The 24777-nt window shown below is 74.2% G+C and carries 19 protein-coding genes; 4 read left to right on the forward strand and 15 right to left on the reverse strand.

Annotated elements, in window-relative coordinates; genetic code table 11:
* Positions 1 to 118: 118 nt before the first annotated feature.
* The 3 genes from gatB to gatC are packed head-to-tail and all read right to left on the reverse strand — an operon-like array spanning position 119 to position 3467.
* Entirely contained in the window at positions 119 to 1618 is a 1500-nt protein-coding gene (gene gatB, locus M8330_RS05530) for an Asp-tRNA(Asn)/Glu-tRNA(Gln) amidotransferase subunit GatB (protein WP_250826512.1), read from the reverse strand.
* The gene (gatA, locus tag M8330_RS05535) at positions 1615 to 3171 is read right to left on the reverse strand and encodes an Asp-tRNA(Asn)/Glu-tRNA(Gln) amidotransferase subunit GatA (RefSeq protein WP_250826513.1); all 1557 of its coding nucleotides are present in this window, start codon (positions 3169 to 3171) and stop codon (positions 1615 to 1617) included. The genes gatB and gatA overlap by 4 nt, the downstream gene beginning before the upstream one ends.
* The gene (gene gatC / locus M8330_RS05540) at positions 3168 to 3467 is read right to left on the reverse strand and encodes an Asp-tRNA(Asn)/Glu-tRNA(Gln) amidotransferase subunit GatC (RefSeq protein WP_250826514.1); all 300 of its coding nucleotides are present in this window, start codon (positions 3465 to 3467) and stop codon (positions 3168 to 3170) included. The genes gatA and gatC overlap by 4 nt, the downstream gene beginning before the upstream one ends.
* A 286-nt stretch (positions 3468 to 3753) precedes the next feature.
* Here gatC and M8330_RS05545 point away from each other — a divergent pair, with 286 nt between their 5' ends.
* A complete protein-coding gene (locus tag M8330_RS05545) occupies positions 3754 to 4356 on the forward strand; it encodes a hypothetical protein (RefSeq protein WP_250055514.1) in 603 nt (200 codons plus the stop codon).
* Positions 4357 to 4369: 13 nt separating this feature from the next.
* Here M8330_RS05545 and ligA read toward each other — a convergent pair whose 3' ends face one another.
* Positions 4370 to 6559 carry an NAD-dependent DNA ligase LigA gene (ligA, locus tag M8330_RS05550; RefSeq protein ID WP_250826515.1) on the reverse strand — a complete coding sequence of 730 codons (2190 nt, stop codon included), beginning with the start codon at positions 6557 to 6559 and terminating at the stop codon, positions 4370 to 4372.
* A 144-nt stretch (positions 6560 to 6703) separates the two neighbouring features.
* Here ligA and M8330_RS05555 point away from each other — a divergent pair, with 144 nt between their 5' ends.
* The 3 genes from M8330_RS05555 to M8330_RS05565 all read left to right on the forward strand — a co-directional run bounded on the left by M8330_RS05555 (position 6704) and on the right by M8330_RS05565 (position 10066).
* A complete protein-coding gene (locus M8330_RS05555; RefSeq protein WP_250826516.1) occupies positions 6704 to 7435 on the forward strand; it encodes an alpha/beta fold hydrolase in 732 nt (243 codons plus the stop codon).
* A 273-nt stretch (positions 7436 to 7708) separates the two neighbouring features.
* Positions 7709 to 8329 (forward strand): TetR/AcrR family transcriptional regulator, encoded by a 621-nt coding sequence (locus M8330_RS05560; RefSeq protein WP_250055508.1) that lies wholly within the window; start codon positions 7709 to 7711, stop codon positions 8327 to 8329.
* 78 nt (positions 8330 to 8407) lie between these two features.
* On the forward strand, positions 8408 to 10066 hold the full coding sequence (locus tag M8330_RS05565) for an MFS transporter (RefSeq protein WP_250826517.1): 1659 nt from the start codon (positions 8408 to 8410) through the stop codon (positions 10064 to 10066).
* 115 nt (positions 10067 to 10181) lie between these two features.
* On the opposite strand, the gene M8330_RS05570 is transcribed toward M8330_RS05565, so the two are convergent.
* The 11 genes from M8330_RS05570 to M8330_RS05620 form a co-directional block, all read right to left on the reverse strand.
* Entirely contained in the window at positions 10182 to 11303 is a 1122-nt protein-coding gene (locus M8330_RS05570) for a uroporphyrinogen decarboxylase/cobalamine-independent methonine synthase family protein (RefSeq protein WP_250826518.1), read from the reverse strand.
* A complete protein-coding gene (mnmA, locus tag M8330_RS05575) occupies positions 11300 to 12475 on the reverse strand; it encodes a tRNA 2-thiouridine(34) synthase MnmA (protein ID WP_250826519.1) in 1176 nt (391 codons plus the stop codon). The genes M8330_RS05570 and mnmA overlap by 4 nt, the downstream gene beginning before the upstream one ends.
* A gap of 3 nt (positions 12476 to 12478) precedes the next feature.
* Complete coding sequence (locus M8330_RS05580; RefSeq protein WP_250826520.1) at positions 12479 to 13759, reverse strand: cysteine desulfurase family protein; 1281 nt, start codon at positions 13757 to 13759, stop codon at positions 12479 to 12481.
* 95 nt (positions 13760 to 13854) lie between these two features.
* On the reverse strand, positions 13855 to 14919 hold the full coding sequence (locus M8330_RS22340; protein ID WP_250826522.1) for an endonuclease/exonuclease/phosphatase family protein: 1065 nt from the start codon (positions 14917 to 14919) through the stop codon (positions 13855 to 13857).
* A gap of 122 nt (positions 14920 to 15041) precedes the next feature.
* A complete protein-coding gene (proB, locus tag M8330_RS05590; RefSeq protein ID WP_250826523.1) occupies positions 15042 to 16163 on the reverse strand; it encodes a glutamate 5-kinase in 1122 nt (373 codons plus the stop codon).
* Positions 16160 to 17746, reverse strand: coding sequence for a GTPase ObgE (gene obgE / locus M8330_RS05595; RefSeq protein WP_250826524.1), 1587 nt, complete (start codon positions 17744 to 17746; stop codon positions 16160 to 16162). Before obgE ends, proB begins: the two co-directional genes overlap by 4 nt.
* 160 nt (positions 17747 to 17906) lie before the next feature.
* A complete protein-coding gene (rpmA, locus tag M8330_RS05600; RefSeq protein WP_250055493.1) occupies positions 17907 to 18161 on the reverse strand; it encodes a 50S ribosomal protein L27 in 255 nt (84 codons plus the stop codon).
* A gap of 66 nt (positions 18162 to 18227) precedes the next feature.
* Complete coding sequence (rplU, locus tag M8330_RS05605) at positions 18228 to 18530, reverse strand: 50S ribosomal protein L21 (RefSeq protein WP_250055491.1); 303 nt, start codon at positions 18528 to 18530, stop codon at positions 18228 to 18230.
* Between the two features lie 401 nt (positions 18531 to 18931).
* The gene (locus tag M8330_RS05610; protein ID WP_250826525.1) at positions 18932 to 22429 is read right to left on the reverse strand and encodes an Rne/Rng family ribonuclease; all 3498 of its coding nucleotides are present in this window, start codon (positions 22427 to 22429) and stop codon (positions 18932 to 18934) included.
* A 384-nt stretch (positions 22430 to 22813) separates the two neighbouring features.
* On the reverse strand, positions 22814 to 23539 hold the full coding sequence (locus tag M8330_RS05615; protein WP_250826526.1) for a TIGR03936 family radical SAM-associated protein: 726 nt from the start codon (positions 23537 to 23539) through the stop codon (positions 22814 to 22816).
* A complete protein-coding gene (locus M8330_RS05620) occupies positions 23532 to 24731 on the reverse strand; it encodes a winged helix DNA-binding domain-containing protein (RefSeq protein ID WP_250826527.1) in 1200 nt (399 codons plus the stop codon). The genes M8330_RS05615 and M8330_RS05620 overlap by 8 nt, the downstream gene beginning before the upstream one ends.
* Between the last annotated feature and the right edge of the window lie 46 nt (positions 24732 to 24777).

Consider the following 24777-nt stretch of genomic DNA (forward strand, 5'->3'; position numbering starts at 1 on the left):
GCGCACGGGCATGTCTGGAGTTGGTGGGCTCACCCTACGACGAACGGCCCCGCTCACCTACCCGGAGGATGGTGAGCGGGGCCGCTCCTTCTGGTCTTGACCCGCGCGTGGCGGTGGGTCAGGTGAGCTTGGCCAGGATCAGCTCGCGGACCTTGCCCGCGTCGGCCTGCCCGCGCATCTCCTTCATCACCGCACCGATGAGGGCGCCGGCCGCGGCGACCTTGCCGTCACGGATCTTGTCGGCGACGTCCGGGTTGGCCTCGATCGCCTTGTCGACGGCCGCCGAGAGCGCACCGTCGTCGGAGACGATGCCGAGGCCGCGGGCGGCGATGATCTCGTCGGGCGTGCCCTCGCCCGCGAGCAGGCCGTCGAAGACCTGGCGCGCGAGCTTGTCGTTCAGGGTGCCGGCGTCCACGAGCTTCTGGACGGCGGCGACGTCGGCGGGGCTGACGCCGAGCTCGGCGATCTCCGCGCCGGTGTCGTTGGCCCTGCGCGCCATCTCGCCGAGCCACCACTTGCGGGCGGCCTGCGGTGCCGCACCCAGCGCGATGGTCTCCTCGACCAGGCCGAGCGCGCCGGCACCGACGGTGTCGCGCATCTCCAGGTCGGAGAAGCCCCACTCGGCCTGCAGGCGGGCCCGCTTGGCGGTCGGGTTCTCGGGCAGGGTGCCGCGCAGCTCCTCGACCCACTCCCGGCTCGGCGCGACCGGCACGAGGTCGGGCTCGGGGAAGTAGCGGTAGTCCTCCGCGTCCGACTTCTCGCGCCCGGACGTGGTGATGCCCGAGTCCTCGTGGAAGTGGCGCGTCTCCTGCAGGATGCTGCCGCCCGCGTCGAGGACGCCGGCGTGCCGGCTCATCTCGAAGCGGACCGCGCGCTCGACCGAGCGGAACGAGTTCACGTTCTTCGTCTCGGTGCGGGTGCCGAGCTTCTCGGTGCCGATCGGGGCGAGCGAGAGGTTCACGTCGGCGCGCAGGTTGCCCTGGTCCATCCGGGCCTCGGAGACGCCCAGGGCCACGATCAGCTCGCGCAGCTGCTGCACGTAGGCGCGGGCGACCTCGGGGGCCTTGGCGCCGGCGCCGGTGATCGGCTTGGTGACGATCTCGATCAGGGGGATGCCGGCGCGGTTGTAGTCGACGAGCGAGTAGTCGGCGCCCTGGATGCGGCCGGTGACGCCGACGTGGGTCGACTTGCCGGTGTCCTCCTCCATGTGGGCGCGCTCGATGCCGACGCGGAAGGTCTCGCCGTCCACGTCGACGTCCATGTACCCCTCGAACGCGATCGGCTCGTCGTACTGGGAGGTCTGGAAGTTCTTCGGCATGTCCGGGTAGAAGTAGTTCTTCCGGGCGAAACGGCACCACTCGGCGATCTCGCAGTTCAGCGCGAGGCCGATGCGGATCGCGGCCTCGACGCCGCCCTTGTTGACCGCCGGCATGGAGCCGGGCAGTCCGAGGCAGGTCGGGCAGACCTGGGTGTTCGGCTCGCCGCCGAACGCGGTGGAGCAGCCGCAGAACATCTTGGTGGCCGTCGACAGCTCGACGTGCACCTCGAGGCCCAGCGCGGGCTCGTAGCGGGTGAGGACCTCGTCGAAGTCGACGAGCGTCTCGGTGGTGGCGCTCATCGGAGGGCCCCTTCCGTGCTCGTGAGGGTCGCGACCTCGGGGGCCTGGTCCAGCAGCGGGCCGCCCCACTCCTTCTCCAGCGCGGCCTCGAGGGCGGCGCCGACGCGGTAGAGCCGGTCGTCGGCCAGCTGCGGGGCGAGGATCTGGAAGCCGACGGGCAGCCCGTCCTCCTCCGCCAGGCCGGCGGGCAGCGACATGCCGGGCACGCCCGCGAGGTTCGCCGGGATGGTGGCGAGGTCGTTGAGGTACATCGCCAGCGGGTCGTCGAGCTTCTCGCCGAGCTTGAACGCGGTGGTCGGCGCGGTGGGGCTGACCAGGACGTCCACGGACTCGAACGCCGCGTCGAAGTCGCGCTGGATGAGCGTGCGCACCTTCTGCGCGGTGCCGTAGTAGGCGTCGTAGTAGCCCGAGCTCAGCGCGTAGGTGCCGAGGATGATGCGGCGCTTGACCTCGTCGCCGAAGCCGGCGTCGCGGGTGGCGCGCATGACGGCCTCGGCCGACGGGGAGTCGTTGCTCTCCGGCATCACGCGGATGCCGTAGCGCATGGCGTCGAAGCGGGCCAGGTTCGAGGACGCCTCGCACGGCATGACCAGGTAGTAGGCCGCCAGGGCGTGGACGAAGCTCGGGCAGGAGACCTCGACGACCTCGGCGCCGGCGGCGACCAGCTTGTCGAGGGCCTCGGTGAAGCGGGCGCGGACGCCGGCCTGGTAGCCGTCGCCGCCCAGCTCGGTGATGACGCCGACCTTGAGGCCCGTCAGGTCGCCGGTCGCGCCCTGCTGGGCCGCCTCGACGAGGGAGGGCAGCGGCTCGACCACGGAGGTGGAGTCGAGCGGGTCGTGGCCGCCGATCAGCTCCTGGAGCAGGGCGGAGTCCATGACCGTGCGGGTCACGGGGCCGACCTGGTCGAGGCTGTTGGCCATCGCCACGAGGCCGTAGCGCGAGACCGCGCCGTAGGTGGGCTTCACGCCGACGGTGCCGGTGACGGCGCCGGGCTGGCGGATCGAGCCACCGGTGTCGGTGCCCAGCGCCAGCGGGGCCTGGAACGCGGCCACGGCCGCGGCCGAGCCGCCGCCGGAGCCGCCCGGGATGCGGGTGGTGTCCCACGGGTTGCGGGTGGGGCCGTAGGCGGAGTGCTCGGTGGAGGAGCCCATCGCGAACTCGTCCATGTTGGTCTTGCCGAGGATCGGCAGGCCGGCGGCCTTGAGGCGGGCCACGACGGTCGCGTCGTACGGCGGCACCCAGCCCTCGAGCATCTTCGAGCCGCAGGTGGTGGGCAGGCCGGTGGTGGCCAGCACGTCCTTCACCGCGACGGGCACGCCGTCGAGCGGGCTCAGCGGGGCGCCGGCGGCGCGGCGGGCGTCGGAGGCCTCGGCCTGGGCGAGCGCGCCCTCGGCGTCGACGTGCAGGAACGCGTGGATGCCGCCCTCGGCGTCGCCGTCGGTGGCGGCGATCCGCTCGAGCGCGGCGCGGGTGAGGGCGACCGAGGTGGTCTCGCCGGAGGCCAGGGCGTCGGCCATCTGCGCGGCGGTGGCGCGGGTCGGGTCGATGCTCATGCCTCCTCCTCCAGGATGCGCGGGACGGCGAAGCGCTGCTCCTCCACCTCGGGGGCACCGGAGAGCGCCTGCTCCGCGGTGAGGCCGGGGGTGACGACGTCCTCGCGGAAGACGTTGGTCAGGGGCAGCGGGTGCGAGGTGGCGGGGACGTCGTCCCCGACCACGCCGGTGATCGAGGCGACCGCGTCGAGGATCACCGAGAGCTGCGGGGCCATGTGGTCCAGCTCGGCGTCCGACAGGTCGATCCTCGACAGCGCGGCCAGGTGGGCCACCTCGTCGCGGGTGATGTCAGGCATGGGCCCCATCCTAGGAGCGACCGCCCGCGGCGGTGCCCGGTGGTCCCGCGCGTCCCGGATAACGTGGTTGACAGTTCAACTGGATGGGCCGTGAAGCCCACCGATCCCCCCGAGCGTCCGCGCCCCGCCCGACCCTGTGCCGGGCGGACTCCCCTGCGCGGACCCGCGGCCCCGGGACCTTCTCCCGGGGCCGTCCTCGGCCCTGGACGCCCTCTCCTCGTCACCGGCGAGGTCGTTCTCGTCGCATCCGGAGCAACATCAGCGCGCGTCCACCTACCCTGACGTCGTGCCGACGACCATCGAGACCTCCCCGCCCGCAGGCGACGCCCCCTCGGCACCACGTTCGCGCAGGCGCAGGCGCGCGGCCGCTCTCCTGCTGGTCATCGCCCTCGGCCTGGCGGCGGTCGGCGGAGTGCAGGGCTGGCGGTGGTGGACGCACCCGACGGTGCTGGGGGAAGCCGAAGGGTTCGGCTGGTTCGTCGCGGACCCACTGGCCGTGGCCGACGCCTCGCTCTACTACCTCGTGGCGTGGCCGTTGGGGGACGACGCGGCGACGACGATCACGATCGAGGACGCCGCCCCGGTGCTGACCACCGACGGGACCCGCGCCGACATCTCTGTGGTGGTCTGCCGCGGCGCCGACGAGGAGCCCATGGGTGTGGGGCCGAGCCTCGCCGGGTGGTGTGAGGCGACCGAGCCGGCCGTCGGCGCGACGTTCACCTGGGGCGGCGGGGCCGACGAGGCGCTCTACGTCCTCGTCACGGCCCAGCAGCCGGGCCGTACCCGACTGACCGCGGTCGACCTCACGTACTCCTACGAGGTCGGCCCGTTCACCCGCCGCGGCACGGAGCGGCTGGAGGAGCAGGTCTTCGTCCTGCGGGCCCGCTGATCCTCCCCGCGGGTCAGCCCTCTGGCTGCGCCGCGTCCTCCGGAGCCTCGGGGTCCTCGGCCTCGGTCACGGCAGCCGGGCCGTGCTCGAGCAGGGCCTTGAAGCCGTCCTCGTCGAGGATCGGGACGCCGAGCTGCTCGGCCTTCTCCGCCTTGGAGCCTGCGTTCTCGCCGATCACCACGAAGCTGGTCTTCTTCGACACCGAGCCGGCGGCCTTGCCGCCGCGGCTCAGGATCGCCTCCTTCGCGGAGTCACGGGAGAAGTCCTCGAGGCTGCCCGTCACGACGACGGTGAGGCCCTCGAGGGTCCGCGGGACGGACTCGTCCCGCTCGTCCTCCATCGAGACCCCGCACGCCGCCCACTTCTCCACGATCTCGACGTGCCAGTCGACGTCGAACCACTCGATCACGGCGGCCGCGATGGTCGGGCCCACGCCGTCGATGGCGGCCAGCGTCTCCTCGTCCGCCCCGCGGATCGCGGCCATCGAGCCGAGCTCGGTGGCCAGGGCGCGGGCGGCGGTGGGGCCGACGTGCCGGATCGACAGCGACACCACGACCCGCCACAGCGGCACGTCGCGGGTCTGCTGCCGGATGGCGTCCAGCGCCACCAGCAAGCCCTGGCCGTTGGCGTTGAGGACCCGCTGCCCCTCGGGGTCGCCCTCGACCTCGCCCTTCTTGGCGGCACGGGTGTAGAGGTCGGTGCGCAGCAGCGCCGACTCGTCGAGCGCGAAGAGGTCGCCCTCGTTGCGGACGACACCGGAGTCCAGCAGGGAGACGACGCCTTCGTAGCCCAGGTTGTCGATGTCGAGGGCGGAGCGGCCGGCCACGAAGGAGAGTCGCTCGCGCACCTGCCCGGGGCACTGCTCGTGGTTGGGGCAGCGCAGGTCCTTGTCGCCCTCCTTCTGCTCGGCCAGGGTCGTGCCGCACGACGGGCACTCCGACGGCATGACCCACGCCGGCAGCCCCTCGGGGCGCAGCGCCAGCACGGGGCCGAGGATCTCGGGGATGACGTCGCCGGCCTTGCGCAGCACCACGGTGTCGCCGGGGCGCACGTCCTTGCGCTTGACCTCGTGCCCGTTGTGCAGGGTCGCGTTCTCGACGGTGGAGCCCGCGACCTTCGTCGGCTCCATCACGCCGTAGGGCGTCACCCGGCCGGTGCGGCCGACGTTGACCCGGATGTCGAGGAGCTTGGCGTTGACCTCCTCCGGCGGGTACTTCCAAGCGATGGCCCACCGGGGTGCGCGGCTGGTGGAGCCGAGGCGCCGCTGCAGCGCGGTGTCGTCGACCTTGACCACGACGCCGTCGATCTCGTGCTCGACGTCGTGCCGGTGCTCCCCGTAGTAGGAGATGAACTCGCGGACGTCGGCCAGCGTCGGCAGCACCCGGACCCGGTCGCTGGTGTGCAGGCCCCAGGCCGTCAGCGCCTCGTAGGCGTGCGACTGTGCCGCAGGCGTGAAGCCGTCACGGGCACCGATGCCGTGGCAGACCATGTCCAGCGCCCGCGAGGCGGTGACCCGGGGGTCCTTCTGCCGCAGCGAGCCGGCCGCCGCGTTGCGCGGGTTCGCGAACACCGGCTTGCCCGCGTCCGCCATCGCCTCGTTGAGCCGCTCGAAGGCGGCCACGGGCAGGAAGACCTCGCCGCGCACCTCCACCAGCCTCGGCACGGGGAACTCGTCGGTGCCCGTCAGGCGCGTGGGCACCGACCCGATCGTGCGGACGTTCGGCGTGACGTCCTCACCCGTGGTGCCGTCACCGCGGGTCAGCGCCCGCACCAGGCGACCGTCCTCGTAGAGAAGGTTGATCGCCAAGCCGTCGACCTTGAGCTCGCACAGCAGGGCGGGCTCCTCGACGCCGTCGCGCGCCAGTCGCTCGTACCAGGCGAGCAGCTCGTCGCCGTCGAAGGCGTTGTCGAGGCTCTCCATGCGCTGGAGGTGGTCGTGCGCGGCGAAGTCGGTGGAGACCGCACCGCCGACCTTCTGGGTCGGGCTGTCGGGCGTGCGCAGGTCCGGGTGGGCCGCCTCCAGCTCCTCCAGCCGGCGCATGCGGCGGTCGAACTCCGCGTCGTCCAGCGTGGGGCTGTCGAGCACGTAGTACCGCCAGCGCGCGTCCTCGACCTCCTCGGCCAGCAGCCGGTGCTCCTCGCGTGCCTCGGCCGGGGTCGGCTCGGCGGCGGTGGGGCTGCTGGGGGTGGGGGCCTCGCTCATGGAGGACATCTTGCCGCGCCGCTCCGACAGCCCGGTCCCACCCCTGGACCCACCCCTGACCGCACCCCTGACCCCACCCCTGGCGGCGAGCGCGCGGACGCCACCCATCCGGTTCACTGGCCACGACGAACCAGGAGCGTGCCCGTGCCCCACCCCGGCCCCCGCGAGGGCTCCCCCGACGCCCCCGCGAGCCCCGTGCACCCCCACGAGATCGACGAGGCCCACGAGAGCACCGTCCCGGCGCCGCTGCCGTCGGAGCGCCTCGTGCGCGAGGACGTGGCCCGGCCCCGTGCCCTGGTCCTGGCCCTGCACGGGGGCACCGTCCGCTCCACCGCCCCGGTCACCGGCCGCAGCGCCTCGTGGCACCGGATGCGTGCGGTCCAGCGCGACATCGCCGCGGGCCTCGCCGACGCCGGCGTGGCGACCTGGCTGCTGCGCTACTCCGAGCGCGGCTGGAACGGTGACGGCGCCGTCGTCCGCGCCGACGCCCGGGCCGCCCTGGCCCAGGTCCGCGCCGAGCACGGCGACCTGCCCGTCGTCCTGCTGGGGCACTCCATGGGCGCCCGCGTGGCCGTGCACGAGGCGGACGACCCGCAGGTCGTCGGGGTCGTCGGCCTCGCGCCGTGGTGGCAGCCCGACGACCCGGTGACCGCCCTGACCGGCCGGCACCTGCGGGCCGCCCACGGCACCGGCGACCACATCACCTCCGCGACCATGACCGCGGCCTACGTGGAGCGCGCCGGGCGGCTCACCGCGTCCGCGGCGTTCACGCCGATGGGTCCGGTCGGCCACTACATGCTGCGTCGGGTGCCCGCCTGGCACGCCGCGGCGCTGGACGGGTGCCTGGACGTGCTCCGCTCCGCCGACGCCGTCTGAGCGTCCGCCTCCCCTCTCCTTCCGCTCCCGGGATCGCCCCGGCGTCGTCCCCGGTCGGCGGTGCTGCCGCGACGACGCGTGCCGACTGTCGGTGGTCGGTGCTGGACTCGGTGCTGGGCTCGGCGCCGGACTCGGCACCGAGCTCGCGATCAGCCCCTGGACAGTGACGCGGAACACGCTTGCCACGGGTGAAACGAAACCGTACCGTTTCGTCCGTTGGTACGAAACAGTTTCGTTCCATCGCTGTCCGCCACCAGCGTAGGAAGGACCCGCATGACCCCCGTCGAGCCCGGCACCCGGCCCCGCGTCGAGGGTGACCGCGAGAGCGAGATCCTCGCCTCGGCCCTCGAGGTGCTCCTCGAGGTCGGCATCGACCGCCTGACCATGGACGCCGTGGCCCAGCGGGCCAGTGCCTCCAAGGCCACGCTGTACCGACGCTGGGCCGACAAGACGACCCTCGTGGCGGCCGCGCTGGCCGCCCACAAGAGGTCCCGTCCGGTGCCGGACACCGGCACCCTGCGCACCGACCTCCAGGCCATGTTCTGCGGCAAGGAGGGCGTCACCGACCCCCGTCAGGCCGCCATGATGGCCGGCATCGCCGCCGCCATCGCCCGTGACCCGGAGTTCGCCGACGCGTTCCGCAGCGCGGTGGTCGCGCCCCAGATCCACGCCTCCCGCACCGTCTGGGAGCGCGCCCGCGACCGCGGTGAGGTCCGCCCGGACCTCGACCTCGACCTCGTCGAGAGCGCGCTGTCGGGCATCGTGCTGCACCGCGTGTTCGTCCTCGGCGAGACCCCGGACGACGAGACCGTCACCCGGATCATCGACCAGATCCTCCTGCCCTGCTCGCGCCCGCAGGGCGCCCCGCTGGACACGGCCGCCACCCAGGCCTGAGCCACCGCGCTCCTCGCACCCCGAGCCCGTCGCCACCGCGACCGGGCCCTCCTCACGCACGTCCCGGAAGGACCCCCCGTGACCGACACCTCTCTCGCCGACGGCCTCGAGCCCGTCGAGCCGACCGAGCAGACCGGCGGCGCCCGGCACCTGGGGTGGGCGCTCGTGCTCATCTCGATCGCGCAGCTGATGGTCGTGCTCGACGCGACCATCGCGAACATCGCGCTGCCCCACATCCAGGTGGACCTGGACATCAGCTCGGCCAACCTGACCTGGATCGTCACCGGCTACGCGCTCGCCTTCGGCGGGCTGCTGCTGCTCGGCGGACGCCTGGGCGACCTGTACGGCCGCCGCCGCGTGTTCATGATCGGCCTGGCCGTCTTCGCCGTCGCCTCCCTCCTCGGCGGCATGGCCACCAACGAGGGCCTGCTGCTCGGCGCTCGCGCCTTCCAGGGCCTCGGCGCCGCCCTGGCCTCCCCCGCGGCCCTGGCCCTCATCACCACGACGTTCCCTGCCGGCCCCGCGCGCAACCGCGCGTTCGCGGTCTACGCGGCGATGTCCGGCGCCGGCGCGGCCGTGGGCCTCATCCTCGGCGGCTGGCTCACCGGCCTCGACTCCGCGTTCGGCTTCGACGTCGAGGGCTGGCGCCTGACGTTCCTCATCAACGTGCCGATCGGCCTCGTGGCCGCGGCCGTGGCCCCGCTGCTGCTGCCCGAGTCCGAGACCCACCCCGGCGAGCTGGACGTCCCCGGCGCCATCACCGGCACGCTCGGCCTCGTCGGCATCGTCTTCGGCTTCACCCGGGCCGGCGAGTCCGACTACGGGTGGGGCAGCGCGCAGACGCTGGTCTCGCTCGCCGCCGGCGTCCTGCTCCTGGCCGCCTTCGTGCTGATCGAGCGGCGCCGCGAGCACCCCCTGCTGCCGATCCGCATCTTCGCCAACCGCAACCGGGCCGCCAGCCTGGTGGCGATGCTCATCGCCCCCGCGGCCATGTTCGCGATGTTCTACTACCTCAGCCTGTTCGTGCAGCAGATCATGGGCTACTCCAGCCTGCGCACCGGCTTCGCGTTCCTGCCGTTCAGCGTCGGCATCGTCATCGGCGCCACGATCAGCTCGAACCTGGTCAACCGCATCCGGCCGCGCTACATCTCCGGCGTCGGCACGCTGGTGGCCGCGGCCTGCCTCTTCGGCTACTCCACGCTCTCGGTCGACGACTCCCCCGCCGCCGTCCTGGCCTCGCTCGGCGGCGACCCGCTGGGCGCGGACGTGAACTACTGGCTGCACCTGGCGCCGTTCATCTTCTTCATGGCGCTCGGCATGGGCATGACCTTCGTGCCGCTGACCCTCACCGCCGTGCACCACCTGCCGGCGCACGACTCCGGCATCGGCTCCGGGGTGCTCAACACGATGCAGCAGGTGGGCGGTGCGATCGGCCTGGCGGCGCTCTCCACGGTGGCCCTGCACTACATCAACGACACCGGCGCCCGGGTCGCCCCCGACCTCGCCCAGGGCCTGACCCAGGCCGGCGTGGACCCGACCGGTGTCGTGCCGGGCACCTCGACCAGCTACCTCGACGCGGCGGTCTTCTCCGCCTCCTTCACCGACGGCGCCACCCACGCGTTCCTCGTCGGTGCGGCGATGATGCTGATCGCCTCGGTGATCATCTGGATCTTCCTCGACGTCAAGCCCGAGGAGCTGGCCACCGACGGCCCCGAGGGCGGCGTGCACGTCGGCTGAGCCCCACCCACGAACCGCCGAGCCGCGGGACGTCATACCTCTGAGGGACACTGCGTCCGCTCCGTATGACGTCCCGCGGCTCGCGGCGTTGACGGAGGGCTGTCCGGGGTGGGCCTCAGCCGAGGTGGGCGAGGTCGTGGGCGACCGAGGCGGAGAGCTGCATCGCCCGGCGCGACCACGCCGGGGAGGCGCCGGCCAGGCCGCAGCCGGGCGAGACGCCCAGTCGGCCGCTGCTGGGCTCCAGGCCGAGCATGTCGAGCCAGCGCTCGACCCGCTGGACCAGGCGCGCGTCCGAGGGCCACGGGTCCGGGTCGGTGCTGGGCACGATGCCCAGCACGACCGCGTCGCCGGCCTCCAGCGCCTCGGCGAGCAGGTCGTGGTCGGCGGTGGTGAGCATCGCCGCGTCCACGAGCAGGCCGCGGACGCCGGCTCCCCGCACGAGTGCCCAGTCGACGCCGCGCGCGCAGGAGTGCACCCAGGGCTCCGCCCCGGCGGCGGACACCGCGGCGGTGACGGTCTCGAGCAGCGCGGAGACCTCGGGCCGGTCGATGCGGCGGTAGCGCTGGTAGCCCGAGGCGGTCGGCACCTGGGCGTTCATGACCGCGGGCAGGGACGGCTCGTCCAGCTGCACCACGATGCCGGCGGCGTCCGGGAGCCGGCGACGCAGGTCCGCCACGTGCTCGCCGACCGCCTCGGCCAGGGCGCCGCCGAGGTCGCGGCGCGCTCCGTGGTCGGAGAGCACCTTCTCCCCGCGCGGCAGCTCCACCGTCGCGGCGAGCGTCCACGGGCCCACCAGCTGCGTCTTGACCACTCCGGAGAAGCCCTGGCCGAGCTCCTCCACGGCGTCGAGGTCCTGGGCGAGCAGGCTGCGCGCGCGCCGCTGGTCGAGGCCGGGGGCTCCGTCCGTGCCGGTGAGCCGCCAGCCGGCAGGCTGGAGGTCGGCGTCGACGGCGCGGACGGCACCGAGCGTCCGGCCGATCATCCGGGCGTAGGCGCTGCGGCCGGGCAGCTCGGGGAGCGGTGCCAGGGAGCCCTCGCCCAGGGTGCCGAGCACCGCCTTCACGGCCTCCCGGTAGGCCACCGCGTCCTCGGCGGCGCTCGACCCGCCACCGGCGCCACCGCCGGGCAGGGAGCCGACCGCGGTGCCGAAGGGTGCCCCGGCCAGGAGGTCGGGTGCGACGCCGGCGGCGTCGGGTGCGTCCTCCCAGTCGTCGCTGCCGGGCAGGATCAGGCTCATGCGGGGGCTCCGGCACGCTCGCGGGTGGCGACGCGTCGGGTCGCGGTGATGGTCGCCGAGCCGACGACGCGGCTGCCGGCGTAGACCACCACGGCCTGGCCCGGCGCGATGCCGGAGGCGTGCTCGAGCAGCTCCACGTCCACCCGGTGCTCGTCGGTGGGGGCCGCGGGGTCGCCGGAGACGACCACGCGGGCGCGGTGCTCGGCGCCGTGCGCGCGCAGCTGCACGGTGACGTCCTCGCCCTCCAGCACGGCGGGCCCGGCCGGGGTCGGCGCGAGCGGCACGTCGCACCAGCGGGGCCGGTCGGCCTCGAGCCCGTCGACGGCGAGCCCCTCGCGCGGGCCGACGCGGACGGTGCCGGAGACCGGCTCGATGTCGAGCACGTACCGGGGCTTGCCGTCCGGTGCCGGGCGGCCGATCCGCAGGCCCTTGCGCTGGCCGATCGTGTAGGCGTACGTGCCCTCGTGGCGGCCCAGCTCCTCGCCGGTGGCGTCGTCCACGATCGCGCCTCCGTCGTTGGGCGCCCGGTCGCCGAGCTTCTCGCGCAGCCAGCCGGCGTTGTCGCCGTCGGCGACGAAGCAGATGTCGTGGCTGTCGGGCTTGTCGGCCACGAGCAGGCCCCGGGCCGCGGCCTCGGCACGCACCTGCGACTTGGGCGTGTCCCCCAGCGGGAACAGCGAGTGCCGCAGCTGGGACTGGTCGAGCACCCCCAGCACGTAGGACTGGTCCTTGCCGGCGTCCACGGAGCGGTGCATCTCGACCAGGCCCGCGGGGTTCTCGGTAAGCACGGCGTAGTGGCCGGTGGCCACGGCGTCGAAGCCCAGGGCCAGGGCCCGGTCGAGCACCGCGGCGAACTTGATCTTCTCGTTGCACCGCAGGCACGGGTTCGGCGTGAGGCCGGCGGCGTAGGAGTCCATGAAGTCCTCGACGACCTCCGCGTGGAACTCCTCGGAGAGGTCCCAGACGTAGAAGGGGATGCCGATGACGTCGGCGGCCCGGCGGGCGTCGTTGCTGTCCTCGATGGTGCAGCAGCCGCGCGCGCCCGAGCGGTAGGACGCCGGGTTGCGGGAGAGCGCCAGGTGGATGCCGGTCACGTCGTGACCGGCCTCGGCGGCGCGGGCGGCGGCGACGGCGGAGTCGACTCCCCCGCTCATGGCGGCCAGGACGCGCACGGCTCAGCCCGCCCGTCGGTCGGACGGGCGGTCGGCCGGGTCCTGGATCGAGCCCTGGGTCGAGCCCTGGGCCGGGGCGCCGCGGCGCAGCGTGCCGCGCCCCGAGGCCAGGCGGGCACGCTCCACGGCGGGGCCGATCGCGTCGACGGCGGCGTCGACATCGGCCTCGGTGGTGCCGCGGCCCAGGCTGAAGCGCAGCGAGCTCTTGGCCTCGGCCTCGTCGCGACCCATCGCGAGCAGCACGTGCGAGGGCTGCGGCACGCCGGCGGAGCACGCCGACCCGGTGGAGCACTCGACCCCCGCCGCGTCGAGCAGCATCAGCAGCGAGTCGCCCTGGCAGCCGGGGAAGGACACGTGGACGATGCCGGGCAGCCGCCCCGCCGCGTCCGGGGTGGCCGACAGGGCCGGGCCGTTGAGCACCGCGTCGGGGACGGCGGCCCGCAGCCCCGCCACCAGGCGCGTGCTCAGCCCGAGCAACCGGGCCGCGGTGGTCTCCCGCTCGGCGACGGCCTGCTCCAGGGCGGCGGCGAACGCGGCCACCAGCGGCGTGGGCAGCGTGCCGGAGCGGACGTCGCGCTCCTGGCCGCCGCCGTGCACCAGCGGGGTCAGCGCAAGGTCGCGGCGGGCGACGAGGGCGCCGACGCCGATCGGTCCGCCGACCTTGTGCGCGCTCACGGTCAGGGCGTCCAGGCCGCTGGCGGCGAAGTCCACCGGCTGGGTCGAGAGCGCCTGGACGGCGTCGCTGTGCACCGGCACGCCGTGCTCGGCGCACAGCGCCGCGGCCTCGGCGACCGGCTGGAGGGTGCCGACCTCGTTGTTGGCCCACATGAGGCTGAGCAACGAGACCCCGCCCCGGCCCAGCTCGGCCCGCAGCGCCTCGAGGTCGAGGCGACCGTCGTGGTCGACCGGCAGCAGCCCGAGGTCGGCCTCGCCGGTGGCCGCGAGGTGCTCGGCGGGGTCCAGCACGGCGTGGTGCTCGACCGAGGAGACCAGCAGCCGCCGTCGCGACGGGTCGGCGCTGCGGCGAGCGGCGTGCCCGCCCTTGAGCGCCAGGTTGTCCGCCTCCGTGCCGCCGGAGGTCAGCACCACCTCGCTGGGGCGGCAGCCGAGGGCGGCGGCGATCCGCTCGCGGGACTCCTCCACCACCCTGCGGGCGCGACGCCCGGAGGCGTGCAGCGAGGACGCGTTGCCCACCTGGGCGAGCTCCTCGGTCATGGCCTCGAGCGCGACCGGCGAGAGCGGCGTGGTCGCGGCGTGATCGAGGTAGACGGATGGGCGTGACATCGGTTCCCCAGCCTACGTCCGTCCCCGACCCCGGATCGAACTCAGGTCGCCACCGACCCTGTTCTCGTGCCTGTTCCCGGAGCCGTTCCTCGGGCTCAGCCCGCGAGGCCCAGGTCGGCGACCAGCGCCAGGTGGTCGGTGCCCGCGAGCAGGTGGGTCCGGGTGGACGAGGCGGTCAGGCCCGGCCCCACGAGCACGTGGTCGATGCTGACGAGCGGGAAGGGCAGCCCGGCGAAGAGCCCGTTGGCCGGCCAGGTCGGCTGCCAGCCGCTGCCGGCCTCCTCGGCGGCGTCGCGCAGGCCCGCGGAGAGCAGCCGGCGCAGCTGCACGTGGTCGAGGGTGGCGTTGAAATCGCCCACGACCAGGTCGGGGGCCTCCTCGCGGACGGCGGCGCGCAGAACCGCGGCGTCGGCGCGGAAGGAGTGGGGGTCGGCCGGAGCCGCCGGGTGCACCGCCAGCAGCCGCACCGAGTCGCCCGCGTCCCCGCCGGCACCGCCCGGCTCGTCGGGCACGTCGACGTCCACCGCCCACGACTCCATGATCGTGCCCACCCGCGTCGGCTCGCCCAGCGGGAAGCGGGACAGGACGACGGTGCCGGCCGTGCTGCCCTCCTCGGCCGCGGTGCCGACGCGGTACGGGTACTCCCCCGCGGCGCCCGCGGCGTCGAGCCCGGCCATCAGGCCCACGGTCGCCTCGGGCAGCACCACCAGGTCGGCGGCCTCCTCGTCGGCCACGCTCATCAGCGCGTCGGGGTCCGCCTGGCCCATGAGGGCGTTCGCGCTGAGCACCACCAGGTGCCGCTCCGCGTCGGCGGCCCGCTCGGGCGGGCCCACCACCAGCGGCAGCAGCCACGACCCGTGCACGAGGACGCCGACGGCGGCCACGAGGGCCACCAGCAGCCGGTACACCGCGCGCCGGCGCGCCCACCAGGCACCAGCGGCGAGCACCAGCACGAACAGGTAGGCGACGAACGCGAACGGAGTGAACGCCACGGCCCGGACGGCCAGGTCGCCCTCGGCGTCGCTGAGGCGCAGCCAGGTGAGCAGCAGGGCCGGGACGAGCAGCACCAGCAGCACGGTCCACAGCACGGCGCGGCCGACGCGGACGAGCGCGCCGGGGCCGGGCTGCGGGGGCGCGGGGGCCCGCTTCGTGAGCGGCACGCAGCGAACCTAGCCGGTCCGCGGTCGTCGGTCGCGGGACGCGGCCGGGTGTGAGGACCGCGACGGTCCGCGGGCCCGGGTCAGGGCCAGGGCCAGGGCCAGGGCCAGGGCCAGGGTCAGCGTCAGAGCAGGACGAGCGCGTCGCGGTGGACGACCTCGCGCTCCCGGCGCTTCTCCGGGGCGGTCCGGGCCAGCAGGCCGGGGATCTCGTCGGCGTCGTAGTTGACCAGCCCGCGCGCGACCACCTCGCCGTCAGGGCCGACCAGGTCGACGGGGTCGCCGGCGTGGAAGTCGCCGTGCGCGCCGGTGACGCCCGCGGCCAGCAGCGAGGCACCGCGCTCGGTGACCGCACGGACTGCGCCGGCGTCCAGCACGATGCTGCCCCGCCCCTCGGTGGCGTGCTGGAGCCACAGCAGACGTCGCTTGCGCTTGCGGCCGGTGGCGTGGAAGAGCGTGCCGACGTGGTCGCCCGCCAGGGCGGCGCCGGCGTTGCCGGCCGAGGTCAGCACGACCGGCACGCCCGCGCCGGTGGCGATCGAGGCGGCCTCGACCTTGGTCTCCATGCCGCCGGTGCCGACACCGGCCGCACCGGTCTTGCCGATCGCGACGTCGGCGAGGTCGTCGAGGCCGTGCACCTCGGAGAGGAGGCGGGCGCCGGGGGTGCGCGGGTCGGCGTCGTAGAGGCCGTCCACGTCGGAGAGCAGGACGAGGAGGTCGGCCCGGACGAGGTGGGCGACCAGGGCCGCGAGGCGGTCGTTGTCGCCGAACCGGATCTCGGTGGTGGCCACGGTGTCGTTCTCGTTGACGATCGGCAGCACGTCCATGCCCAGCAGCGCCGAGACCGTCTGGGCGGCGTTGCGGTAGTGCGCGCGGCGGGTGACGTCGTCGACGGTGAGCAGCACCTGGCCGGCGGTGATGCCGTGGTGGCGCAGCGCGGTCGTGTAGTGGTGCACCAGCAGGCCTTGGCCGACGCTGGCGGCCGCCTGCTGCTCGGCGAGCAGGGTGGGGCGGCGCTTCATGCCCAGCGGGGCCAGGCCTGCGGCGATCGCGCCCGAGGAGACGAGCACGACCTCGGTGCCGCGGGCCCGGGTGGCCGCCAGGACGTCGACCAGCGACTGGAGTCGCTGGGGGTCGATCCCGCCCTCCGCCGTCGTCAGCGAGGAGGAGCCGACCTTGACGACGACCCGGCGGGCGCCGGTGACGACGGGCCGCAGGGCCGCGGCCTCGAACGGTGCTCCGCTCACTCCTCGCCGCCGCCGTCGGGGGCGTGGTCGGGGTCGTCCTCGGAGCCGATCTCGTAGGACATCGGGCCGTCGGCGCCGCCGCGCTTGGGCTCGGGCGCATCCAGCTTGCCGGCGCGGCGGGCGTCGTCGAGTCGACGGGCCACGTCGGCGCGCGCCTCGTTCTCCTCCTTGGTCTCCATGGCCTCGAGGATGTCGCGGCGACGCTGGGCGGCGGGACGGTCGGAGTTGAAGCGCTGGTCCTCGCCGCGGCGGCCGAGCATCTCGGCGCCGGCCTCGATGCTGGGGCGGAAGTCGAAGACGACCGCGTTCTCCTCGGCACCGATGATGACCGCGTCGCCCTCCTCGGCACCGGCCTTCGCGAGCGCCAGCTCGACGCCGAGCCGGTTGAGCCGGTCGGCGAGGAAGCCGACGGCCTCGTCGTTGGAGAAGTCGGTCTGGCGCACCCAGCGCTCGGGCTTGTGACCGCGCACGCGCCAGCCGTCGGGGGTCGCGGTGACGGTGAACTCCGCGCCGGGCGCCGAGCCGAGACCGGTCGGGCGCAGCACGATCCGCTGCGGGGCCGCCGGCGCCGACGTCGTCCGCGTGGCCGAGACGATCCGCGCCATGGCGAAGGTGAGCTCGCGCAGGCCCTCGGTGGAGGCCGCGGAGACGGGGTACACGTCGAGGCCGCGGGCCCGCAGGTCCTCGATGGTGATGTCGGAGATGTCGCGGCCGTCGGGCACGTCCACCTTGTTGAGGGCGACGATGCGCGGGCGGTCCTCGAGGCCGCCGTACCGGGTCAGCTCGTTCTCGATGACGTCGAGGTCGTCGACGGGGTTGCGGCCCGGCTCGATCGAGGCGGTGTCGATGACGTGCACGATGGCGGCGCAGCGCTCGACGTGACGCAGGAAGTCGTGGCCGAGACCGCGACCGTCGGCGGCGCCCTCGATCAGGCCGGGCACGTCGGCGACGGTGAAGGTGGTCTCCCCCGCGGTGACCACGCCGAGGTTGGGGCGCAGGGTGGTGAACGGGTAGTTCGCGATCTTCGGCCGGGCCCGCGACATGGCGGCGATGAGGCTGGACTTGCCGGCGCTCGGGAAGCCGACCAGGCCGATGTCGGCGACGATCTTGAGCTCGAGCACCAGCTCGCGCTCGTCGCCCGGCTCGCCGAGCAGGGCGAAGCCGGGGGCCTTGCGCTTGGTGGAGGCCAGCGCCGCGTTGCCCAGGCCGCCGCGACCGCCCTCGGCCACGACGACCTCGGTGCCCACGCCCACGAGGTCGGCCATCACGTTGCCCTCGGTGTCGGCCACGACGGTGCCGTCGGGGACGCTGAGCACCAGGTCGGCGCCGTGCGCGCCGTTCTTGTGGTCGCCGGCGCCCTGGCCACCGTGCTCGGCCTTGCGGCGCGGGCTGTTGTGGTAGTCGACGAGGGTGGTGACGTCCGGGTCGACGCGCAGGATCACGGAGCCACCGGGGCCGCCGTTGCCGCCGTCGGGTCCACCGAGGGGCTTGAACTTCTCGCGGTGGACGGAGGCGACCCCGTTACCGCCGCGGCCCGCGGAGACGTGCAGTCGCACGCGGTCGACGAAGCTGGGGACGGCCATGGGTGATCTCTCCTGGTGCTGGGGGCGCCGGGCGGGTGCCCGTGCGGGTGCTGCTGGCGCTGAGCGGTGACCCGCCGCAACGGTGTCTCAACGCGCGAAGGGCGCCCCGTGACGGGACGCCCTTCGAGGTGAAGCCTGATGTCTCAGACGACGAGTGACGTCACTCGCCCGGGACGATGTTGATGACGCGGCGGCCGCGGCGGGTGCCGAACTGGACGGCGCCGGCCTCGAGGGCGAACAGCGTGTCGTCGTTGCCACGACCCACGTTGGTGCCCGGGTGGAAGTGCGTGCCGCGCTGGCGGACGATGATCTCGCCGGCGTTGACCAGCTGGCCGCCGAAGCGCTTGACGCCGAGGCGCTGGGCGTTCGAGTCGCGGCCGTTCTTGGTGGAAGCCGCACCCTTCTTGTGTGCCATGTCGAATCCTTACGCGTTGGACGGTGCGGGCGAGCCGCGCCGAGGGCTGTACCTGACCCGTGGAGGTCAGATCGAGATGTCGGTGACCTTCACCTGGGTGTACTTCTGGCGGTGACCCTGGCGCTTCTTGTAGCCGGTCTTGTTCTTGTACTTCTGGATGACGATCTTCGGGCCCTTGGCGGCGCCGACGACCTCCACGGTCACAGCGGCCTTGTCCAGGCCGGCCGAGGTGACGGTCTCGCCGTCGACGGCCAGCAGGACGGGCAGGGTCAGCGTCTCGCCGACCGGGGTGGCGACCTTGTCGATCTCGATGACGTCGCCCACGGCAACCTTCTGCTGGGTGGCGCCAGCGCGCACGATCGCGTACACCGCGGTCTCCTTCGTCGAACTCGTCTTGCGTCTGTCTGGGGGTTCTCCGCACACCGCGAACGTGGCCGAGACGGTTCGCACCGTTCGAGTCCACCGACGTCGCTCCACGCCTGTGCAGGCGGACGACGTGACGGGTCGTGCAGGGAATGAGGGCACGTATCGACGCACCGAGGGTTCATCGTACGCACCGGGTGCAGCGGGAGCAAAACGCCCGGGAAGGGGCCCGCGGACGGGGCCACGGCGTGCTCTCGCAGCGCTCCCAGGATGGACCCTGCGGGCGCCCACGAGCCAGTCGGCGGCCCGGTGGCGACCAGGTGGCGACCAGGTGAGCGCCCTCCGGACGCCGTCGGGGCGGCCCCGCTGCTGCGGGACCGCCCCGACGGGCGTGCTCGGGCTGCTGCTCAGCCCTCGGTGGCCTCGGTCGGCTTCGCCGCGGGCCGGGCGGCGCGCTGGCCGCGGGTCCGGGTGACCACCTTGGGCGCCGGCGTGCTCGGCGTCGCGGGCGTCTCCGGCGCGGGGGTGGAGGACGCCGACGGCACCGTGATGGTCGCCGCCGTGCCCGTGGTCACCGTGCCGGTGCGGGTCGAGCGCCGCGTCCGGGTGCGCGTCGTGGTGGTCACCGTCGGCGCTGCGGGCGTCGCAGGCTCCTCGGCCGCCGGGGCGGGCTCCGGAGTGGGCTCCGCCTGGGGCTTCGCCTGGGGCTCGGCGGGCACCTCGCCCGGCGACACCTCGGGAGTGGTCTCCGCCGCCTGCGGCTCGGGGGCCTCCTCGACGACCGGGGCCTCGTCGACCGGGGCCTCCGATGCCTCCGTCGCCTCGTCGGCCGGCTTGTCCTCGTGCCGGGCCATCGCGGCGAACTCGGCCGGCGACGGGCCGCGCCGCTCGTCCTTGGCCTCGTCCTTCTCGGCCTGCTCGGACTCGTGGCCCTCGGACTTGTCGCCACCGCGACCACGGCGGTTGCGGCGCGACCGGCGGGACTCGCCGTCCTCGCCGTTGCCGTCGTGCTTGTGGTCGCCCTTGCCACCACCGTTGCCACCACCGTTGCCGCCGCCGTTGTTGCCGCCACCGTTGCCGCGGCCGCCGCCCTTGGGCTCGACGGGCAGGTCGTGGGTGACGACGCCGCGGCCCTGGCAGTGGTCGCAGTTCTCGCTGAACGCCTCGAGCAGCCCGGTGCCGATGCGCTTGCGCGTCATCTGCACCAGGCCGAGGGAGGTCACCTCGGCGACCTGGTGGCGGGTCCGGTCGCGGCCGAGGCACTCGACCATGCGGCGCAGCACCAGGTCGCGGTTGGACTCCAGGACCATGTCGATGAAGTCGACGACGATGATGCCGCCGATGTCGCGCAGCCGGAGCTGGCGGATGATCTCCTCCGCCGCCTCCAGGTTGTTCTTGGTGACCGTCTCCTCGAGGTTGCCGCCAGAACCGGTGAACTTGCCGGTGTTGACGTCGATGACGGTCATGGCCTCGGTGCGGTCGATGACCAGGGAGCCGCCGGAGGGCAGCCAGACCTTGCGGTCCAGGCCCTTGGCGATCTGCTCGTCGACGCGGTGGACGCCGAAGACGTCCTTGCCGACGTGCTTGCCCTCGGTGGCCGGCTCGAACCTGTGCAGCCGCTCCGCCAGGTCGGGAGCGACGTGCTCGACGTACTCCGAGACGGTGCTCCAGGCGTCCTCGCCCTGCACCACGAGCTGGGAGAAGTCCTCGGTGAACAGGTCACGGACGACCTTGAGGGTCAGGTCCGGCTCGCCGTAGAGCAGCTGCGGGGCCGAGCCCTTGGCCTTCTTCTCGATGTCCTCCCAGCGGGCCTTGAGCCGCTCGACGTCGCGGGTCAGCTCCTCCTCGCTGGCACCCTCGGCAGCCGTGCGGACGATGACGCCGGCGGTGTCGGGGACGATCTCCTTCAGCAGCGCCTTGAGGCGTGCCCGCTCGGTGTCGGGCAGCTTGCGGGAGATGCCGGAGGTGGTGCCGTCCGGCACGTAGACCAGGAAGCGGCCGGGCAGGCTGACCTGGCTGGTGAGGCGAGCGCCCTTGTGGCCGATCGGGTCCTTGGTGACCTGCACCAGCACCGACTGGCCCGAGGAGAGCACCGACTCGATCTTGCGGGGCGTGCCCTCCTTGTGGCCCAGCGCCGACCAGTTGACCTCACCGGCGTAGAGCACCGCGTTGCGGCCCTTGCCGATGTCGATGAACGCGGCCTCCATGGAGGGCAGCACGTTCTGGACGCGGCCGAGGTAGACGTTGCCGATGAGCGAGGTCTGGGACTCGCGGGCCACGTAGTGCTCGACGAGCACCTTGTCCTCGAGGACGGCGATCTGGGTGAGGTCCTCGCGCTCGCGCACGACCATGACGCGGTCGACCGACTCGCGACGGGCCAGGAACTCGGCCTCGGAGACGATCGGGGCGCGACGACGGCCGGCCTCGCGGCCCTCGCGGCGGCGCTGCTTCTTCGCCTCCAGTCGGGTCGAGCCCGACAGCGAGGTGATCTGGTCCTCCGGCGAGCGCGACTGCCGCACCTTGGTGACGGTGTTCTCCGGGTCGTCGCCCCCGTCGCCCCCGTCGCCACCGGAGTCGCCCGAGCGGCGACGACGACGGCGACGACGCGAGGACGAGCTGGAGCCCTCGGACTTTTCGTCCTTGGCCTCCCCGTCCTTCTCGCCCTGGTCGTCCTTGGCGCCCTGGTCGTCGGCGTCCTCGTCCTGGGCGTCGACCTTCGTGTCCTTGCCCGCGGAGTCACCGGACTTCCCGTCCGCGGCGCCGTCCTGCTTCTCGGACGTGGTCTCGTCGCCGTCCTCGCCGGAGCGGCCGCCCCCGCGGCGGCGGCGGCGACCACCCCGACGGCGACGGCGACGGCCGGAGCCGGAGCCCTCGCCGCGGTCCTCGGAGTCCTCGTCGCTCGTGTCGTCGTCACCGGTCTCGGCGTCGGTCTGGGCGTCGGTCTGGGCGTCGGTCTGGTCGTCGGTGGAGGCGGCGTCCTGCTCGGGCGCGGCGGTGGTCTCGGTGGCCTCGGCCTGCGCGGCGGCCTCCTCGTCCTCCTCGTCCGTCTCCTCGGCGGCCGCGGCTGCCGGGTCGGGCGCCTGGAAGAGCAGGGCCGTGCCGGCGTCGGCGGCCTTCTTCGCGGGGCGCGTGCGCGTGGTCTTCTTCGCGGCCGGCGCCTCGGCAGGCTCGCTCGCAGCCTCGTCGGTCGCGGCCGGCTCGGCAGCGGGCGCTGCGGCGGCGACCTTCTTGGTGGTCCGCTTGCGCGGCGCCTTCTTCACTGCCGGAGCGGGAGCGCTCTCGGCGGAATCGCCGGACTCGGCGCCGGTCTCGGGCGCGGACTCGACGGCCTCCACCGCAGCGGCGGCCTCGGCGGTCGGCGCGGCGGCGGCCTTCTTCGTCGTCCGCTTGCGCGTGGTCTTCTTCGCGGCCGGGGCCTCGGCAGCGGGCTCGGCCGCGGGCTCGGCTGCGGCGACCTTCTTGGTGGTCCGCTTGCGCGGCGCCTTCTTGACCGCCGGCGCGGGGGCGCTCTCGGTGGGCTCGGTACCGGCCTCGGGCGCGGACTCGACGGCCTCCACCGCAGCGGCGGCCTCGGCGGTCGGCGCGGCGGCGGCCTTCTTCGTCGTCCGCTTGCGCGTGGTCTTCTTCGTGGCCGGCGCGGCCTCGGCGGCGGGCTCCTCGAAGAGGCCCGGCTCGGCGGACGCGGCGGGCGCCGCGGCCTTCTTGGTGGTCCGCTTGCGGGTCGCCTTCTTCGCGGCCGGCGCTGCCTCGGCGGCGGGCGCGTCGGCGGCGGGCTCGGACGCGGCGGGCGCCGCGGCCTTCTTGGTGGTCCGCTTGCGCGTGGTCTTCTTCGCCGGGGTGGCGGCGGAGGCCTCGGGGGAGGTCTCGGTGGTCGGCTGCGCGCCGACCTCGTTCTCGTCGGGCATGTGCTGCTCCTCGGCCCGGGCCGCGGCTACGCGTCGGGCGTGTCGTCCGACGCCGCGCGACGCGCGGGCCGGAAAGTCTGTCGGTGGCGGCGACTCCTCCGCAGGGTGCGCGTCACCGAAGGACGCTCGTCACCTGCCGCGGTCGCTGGGCCCCACCTGGGGGAGGTCGCCTGCTCACTGTCACCGAGCCGACGGGCCGCGTCGCGGTCTGGCGACGACCGGCTCTCGGAGTGCCGAGCCTCGTGGCTCGGCGAGAACGTCGTCGGGTCGCCGACCGAGGGCGAGCCGTCGGGCGGGACGCTCCGGGTGTGCTGGGCGCCGTCGTCGGGTTCGACCGGTGGTCGAGGACCACGGTGAGTATCGCACAGGGGTGAGCGGAGGGGGTCAACCCTCGCTGGTCAGCGGGTCGCCGACGGCGTCGTCGACGAGCGGGCCCTGGGCGAGCCGCGTGAACAGCGGCGCGCCGCCGGCGTCCAGACCACTGACCAGCGCCAGGCCGCGGAGCACGTCGTCGGGGCGGATCGCGGGCACTCCGTGGCGCAGCAGGAGGTCGAGACGGACGGCGCCGGCCCGGTCGCTGTCCACCACCTCGAGGTGGACGACGGCGGCGCGGCAGTCCATCTGACGCAGGCCCTTCTTCGTCATCCGCTCCACCGTCACCTCGTCAGCGGCCAGGAACGTGGCGACCGCGGCCTCCAGCTCCGGGCGGCCGGCGCCCACGGGCGTGAGGTCGAGGGCCCAGCGGCTGGCCTCGAGCCGGTCGGCGAGCGACCCGCCGGGCGAGACGACGACCTCTAGCACGTCGAGCCCGGGCGGGAGCGCCTCGTCCAGGAGGGCGTGGATGGCGGCGGGGTCGACGACCTCCTTGAGCGCGATCTCGAGGTACTCGGCCTCGCTGGCCGAGCCGGTGGGGGCGGCGCCGGCGTAGGAGATGCGCGGGTGCGGGTTGAACCCGGAGGAGTAGGCCATGGGCACCCGGGCGCGGAAGACCGCGCGCTCGAAGGCGCGGGAGAAGTCGCGGTGGCTGGTGAAGCGCAGGCGTCCACGCTTGGCGTAGCGGACGCGCAGCCGCTGGACCGGCGGGGCTTGCTGCTCGGGCTGCTCAGGCACGGAGGGGAGGGTACGGCAGGTCCCCGGCCTCGGCCGTCATCGTCGGCGCCCGGTAGATCGGGCTGACCCGCTCCCCCGACAGCCAGGCGGTGAGGCGGGCGGCCGCCTCGCGCAGGGCTGCCCGGGCCTCGGTCGGGAGCGGCTCGAGCGGGCGCACCTGGACGACGCCGTCGGCGTCCTGCACCCAGCAGCCCACCACGCGGCCCGCCCACCAGGCCGTGGTGCCGGCGTTGCCGTTGCGGTCGAAGAGGGCGGGGCCGTGCTCGCCGAGGTACCAGTCCCGCTGCTTCCACCCCATGACCGTGGGGTCGAGGACGGGCAGCAGGGCCGCCCAGGGCTGCACCTCGGGCGTGGGACCGGTGTCGTCGGGCAGCACCCAGCCGACCTCGCCGGAGTCCAGGTCGACCGGGACGGCACCGACCTCGTCCAGGGCTGCGCGCACGATCGTCTTGGTCGCCCCCAGCCACCACACCACGTCGGTCTCCGTGCCCGGCCCGAACCGCGCCAGCCAGCGCCGGACCAGCTCGGCGTACCCGTCGGCCGACGCGAGGGGCTCGGGCGTGGGGCCCAACCAGTGCTGCCGGGTCTGCCAGCGTGGTCGGAAGAGCCGCCAGTGCTGGGTGTTGGGCCCGCGGACGATGGAGGCCTCGGCACCCAGCACGGTCAGCACCCGGCCGGGCGAGACCTGCGAGCTGGGCAGGTCGGCGCGGACGTCGATCTCGGGAGCGGCCGCCTTGAGCTCGAGCGCGGTGAGACCGTCCGGGGCCGCGTCCAGCGCGGCCAGCACCGCCCGCTCGGCGGAGGCCAGCCAGGCGTCGCCGTCCGTGGTGATGCCGCCACGCACGACGTCCCTGGCCAGCTTGGCCCGCTCGTTGGCGCCCGTGCGCGCGGCGGCCGAGCCCCAGGCGGCCGGCAGCAGGTCCCGGGGGAAGACGAAGAGGGTGCGGCGCATCGCGAGCTGACGGACGAGCGTGCGGCGCTCCACCAGGGCGGCCTCGACCTCCTCGCGGGTCAGCCCGTCGATCCGGGCGTGCAGCGAGAGCGGCACGGTGGGCGGCTCGGTGGCGTGCAGGCAGACGACCTGGCGGGTCGCCTCCTCGACGGACACGGCCCGCGCACCGGGCACGAGACCGTGCCGCACGAGACGCCGCCGTCGTTCGTCGTCGTCCAGTCCTGGCCTGCTCGTGGGCATGGCGGCAGCCTGCCACCCGACACCGACAGTCGACACCGACAGCCGA

Source organism: Nocardioides bruguierae (genome assembly GCF_023656415.1).
Taxonomy (GTDB): Bacteria; Actinomycetota; Actinomycetes; order Propionibacteriales; family Nocardioidaceae; genus Nocardioides; species Nocardioides bruguierae.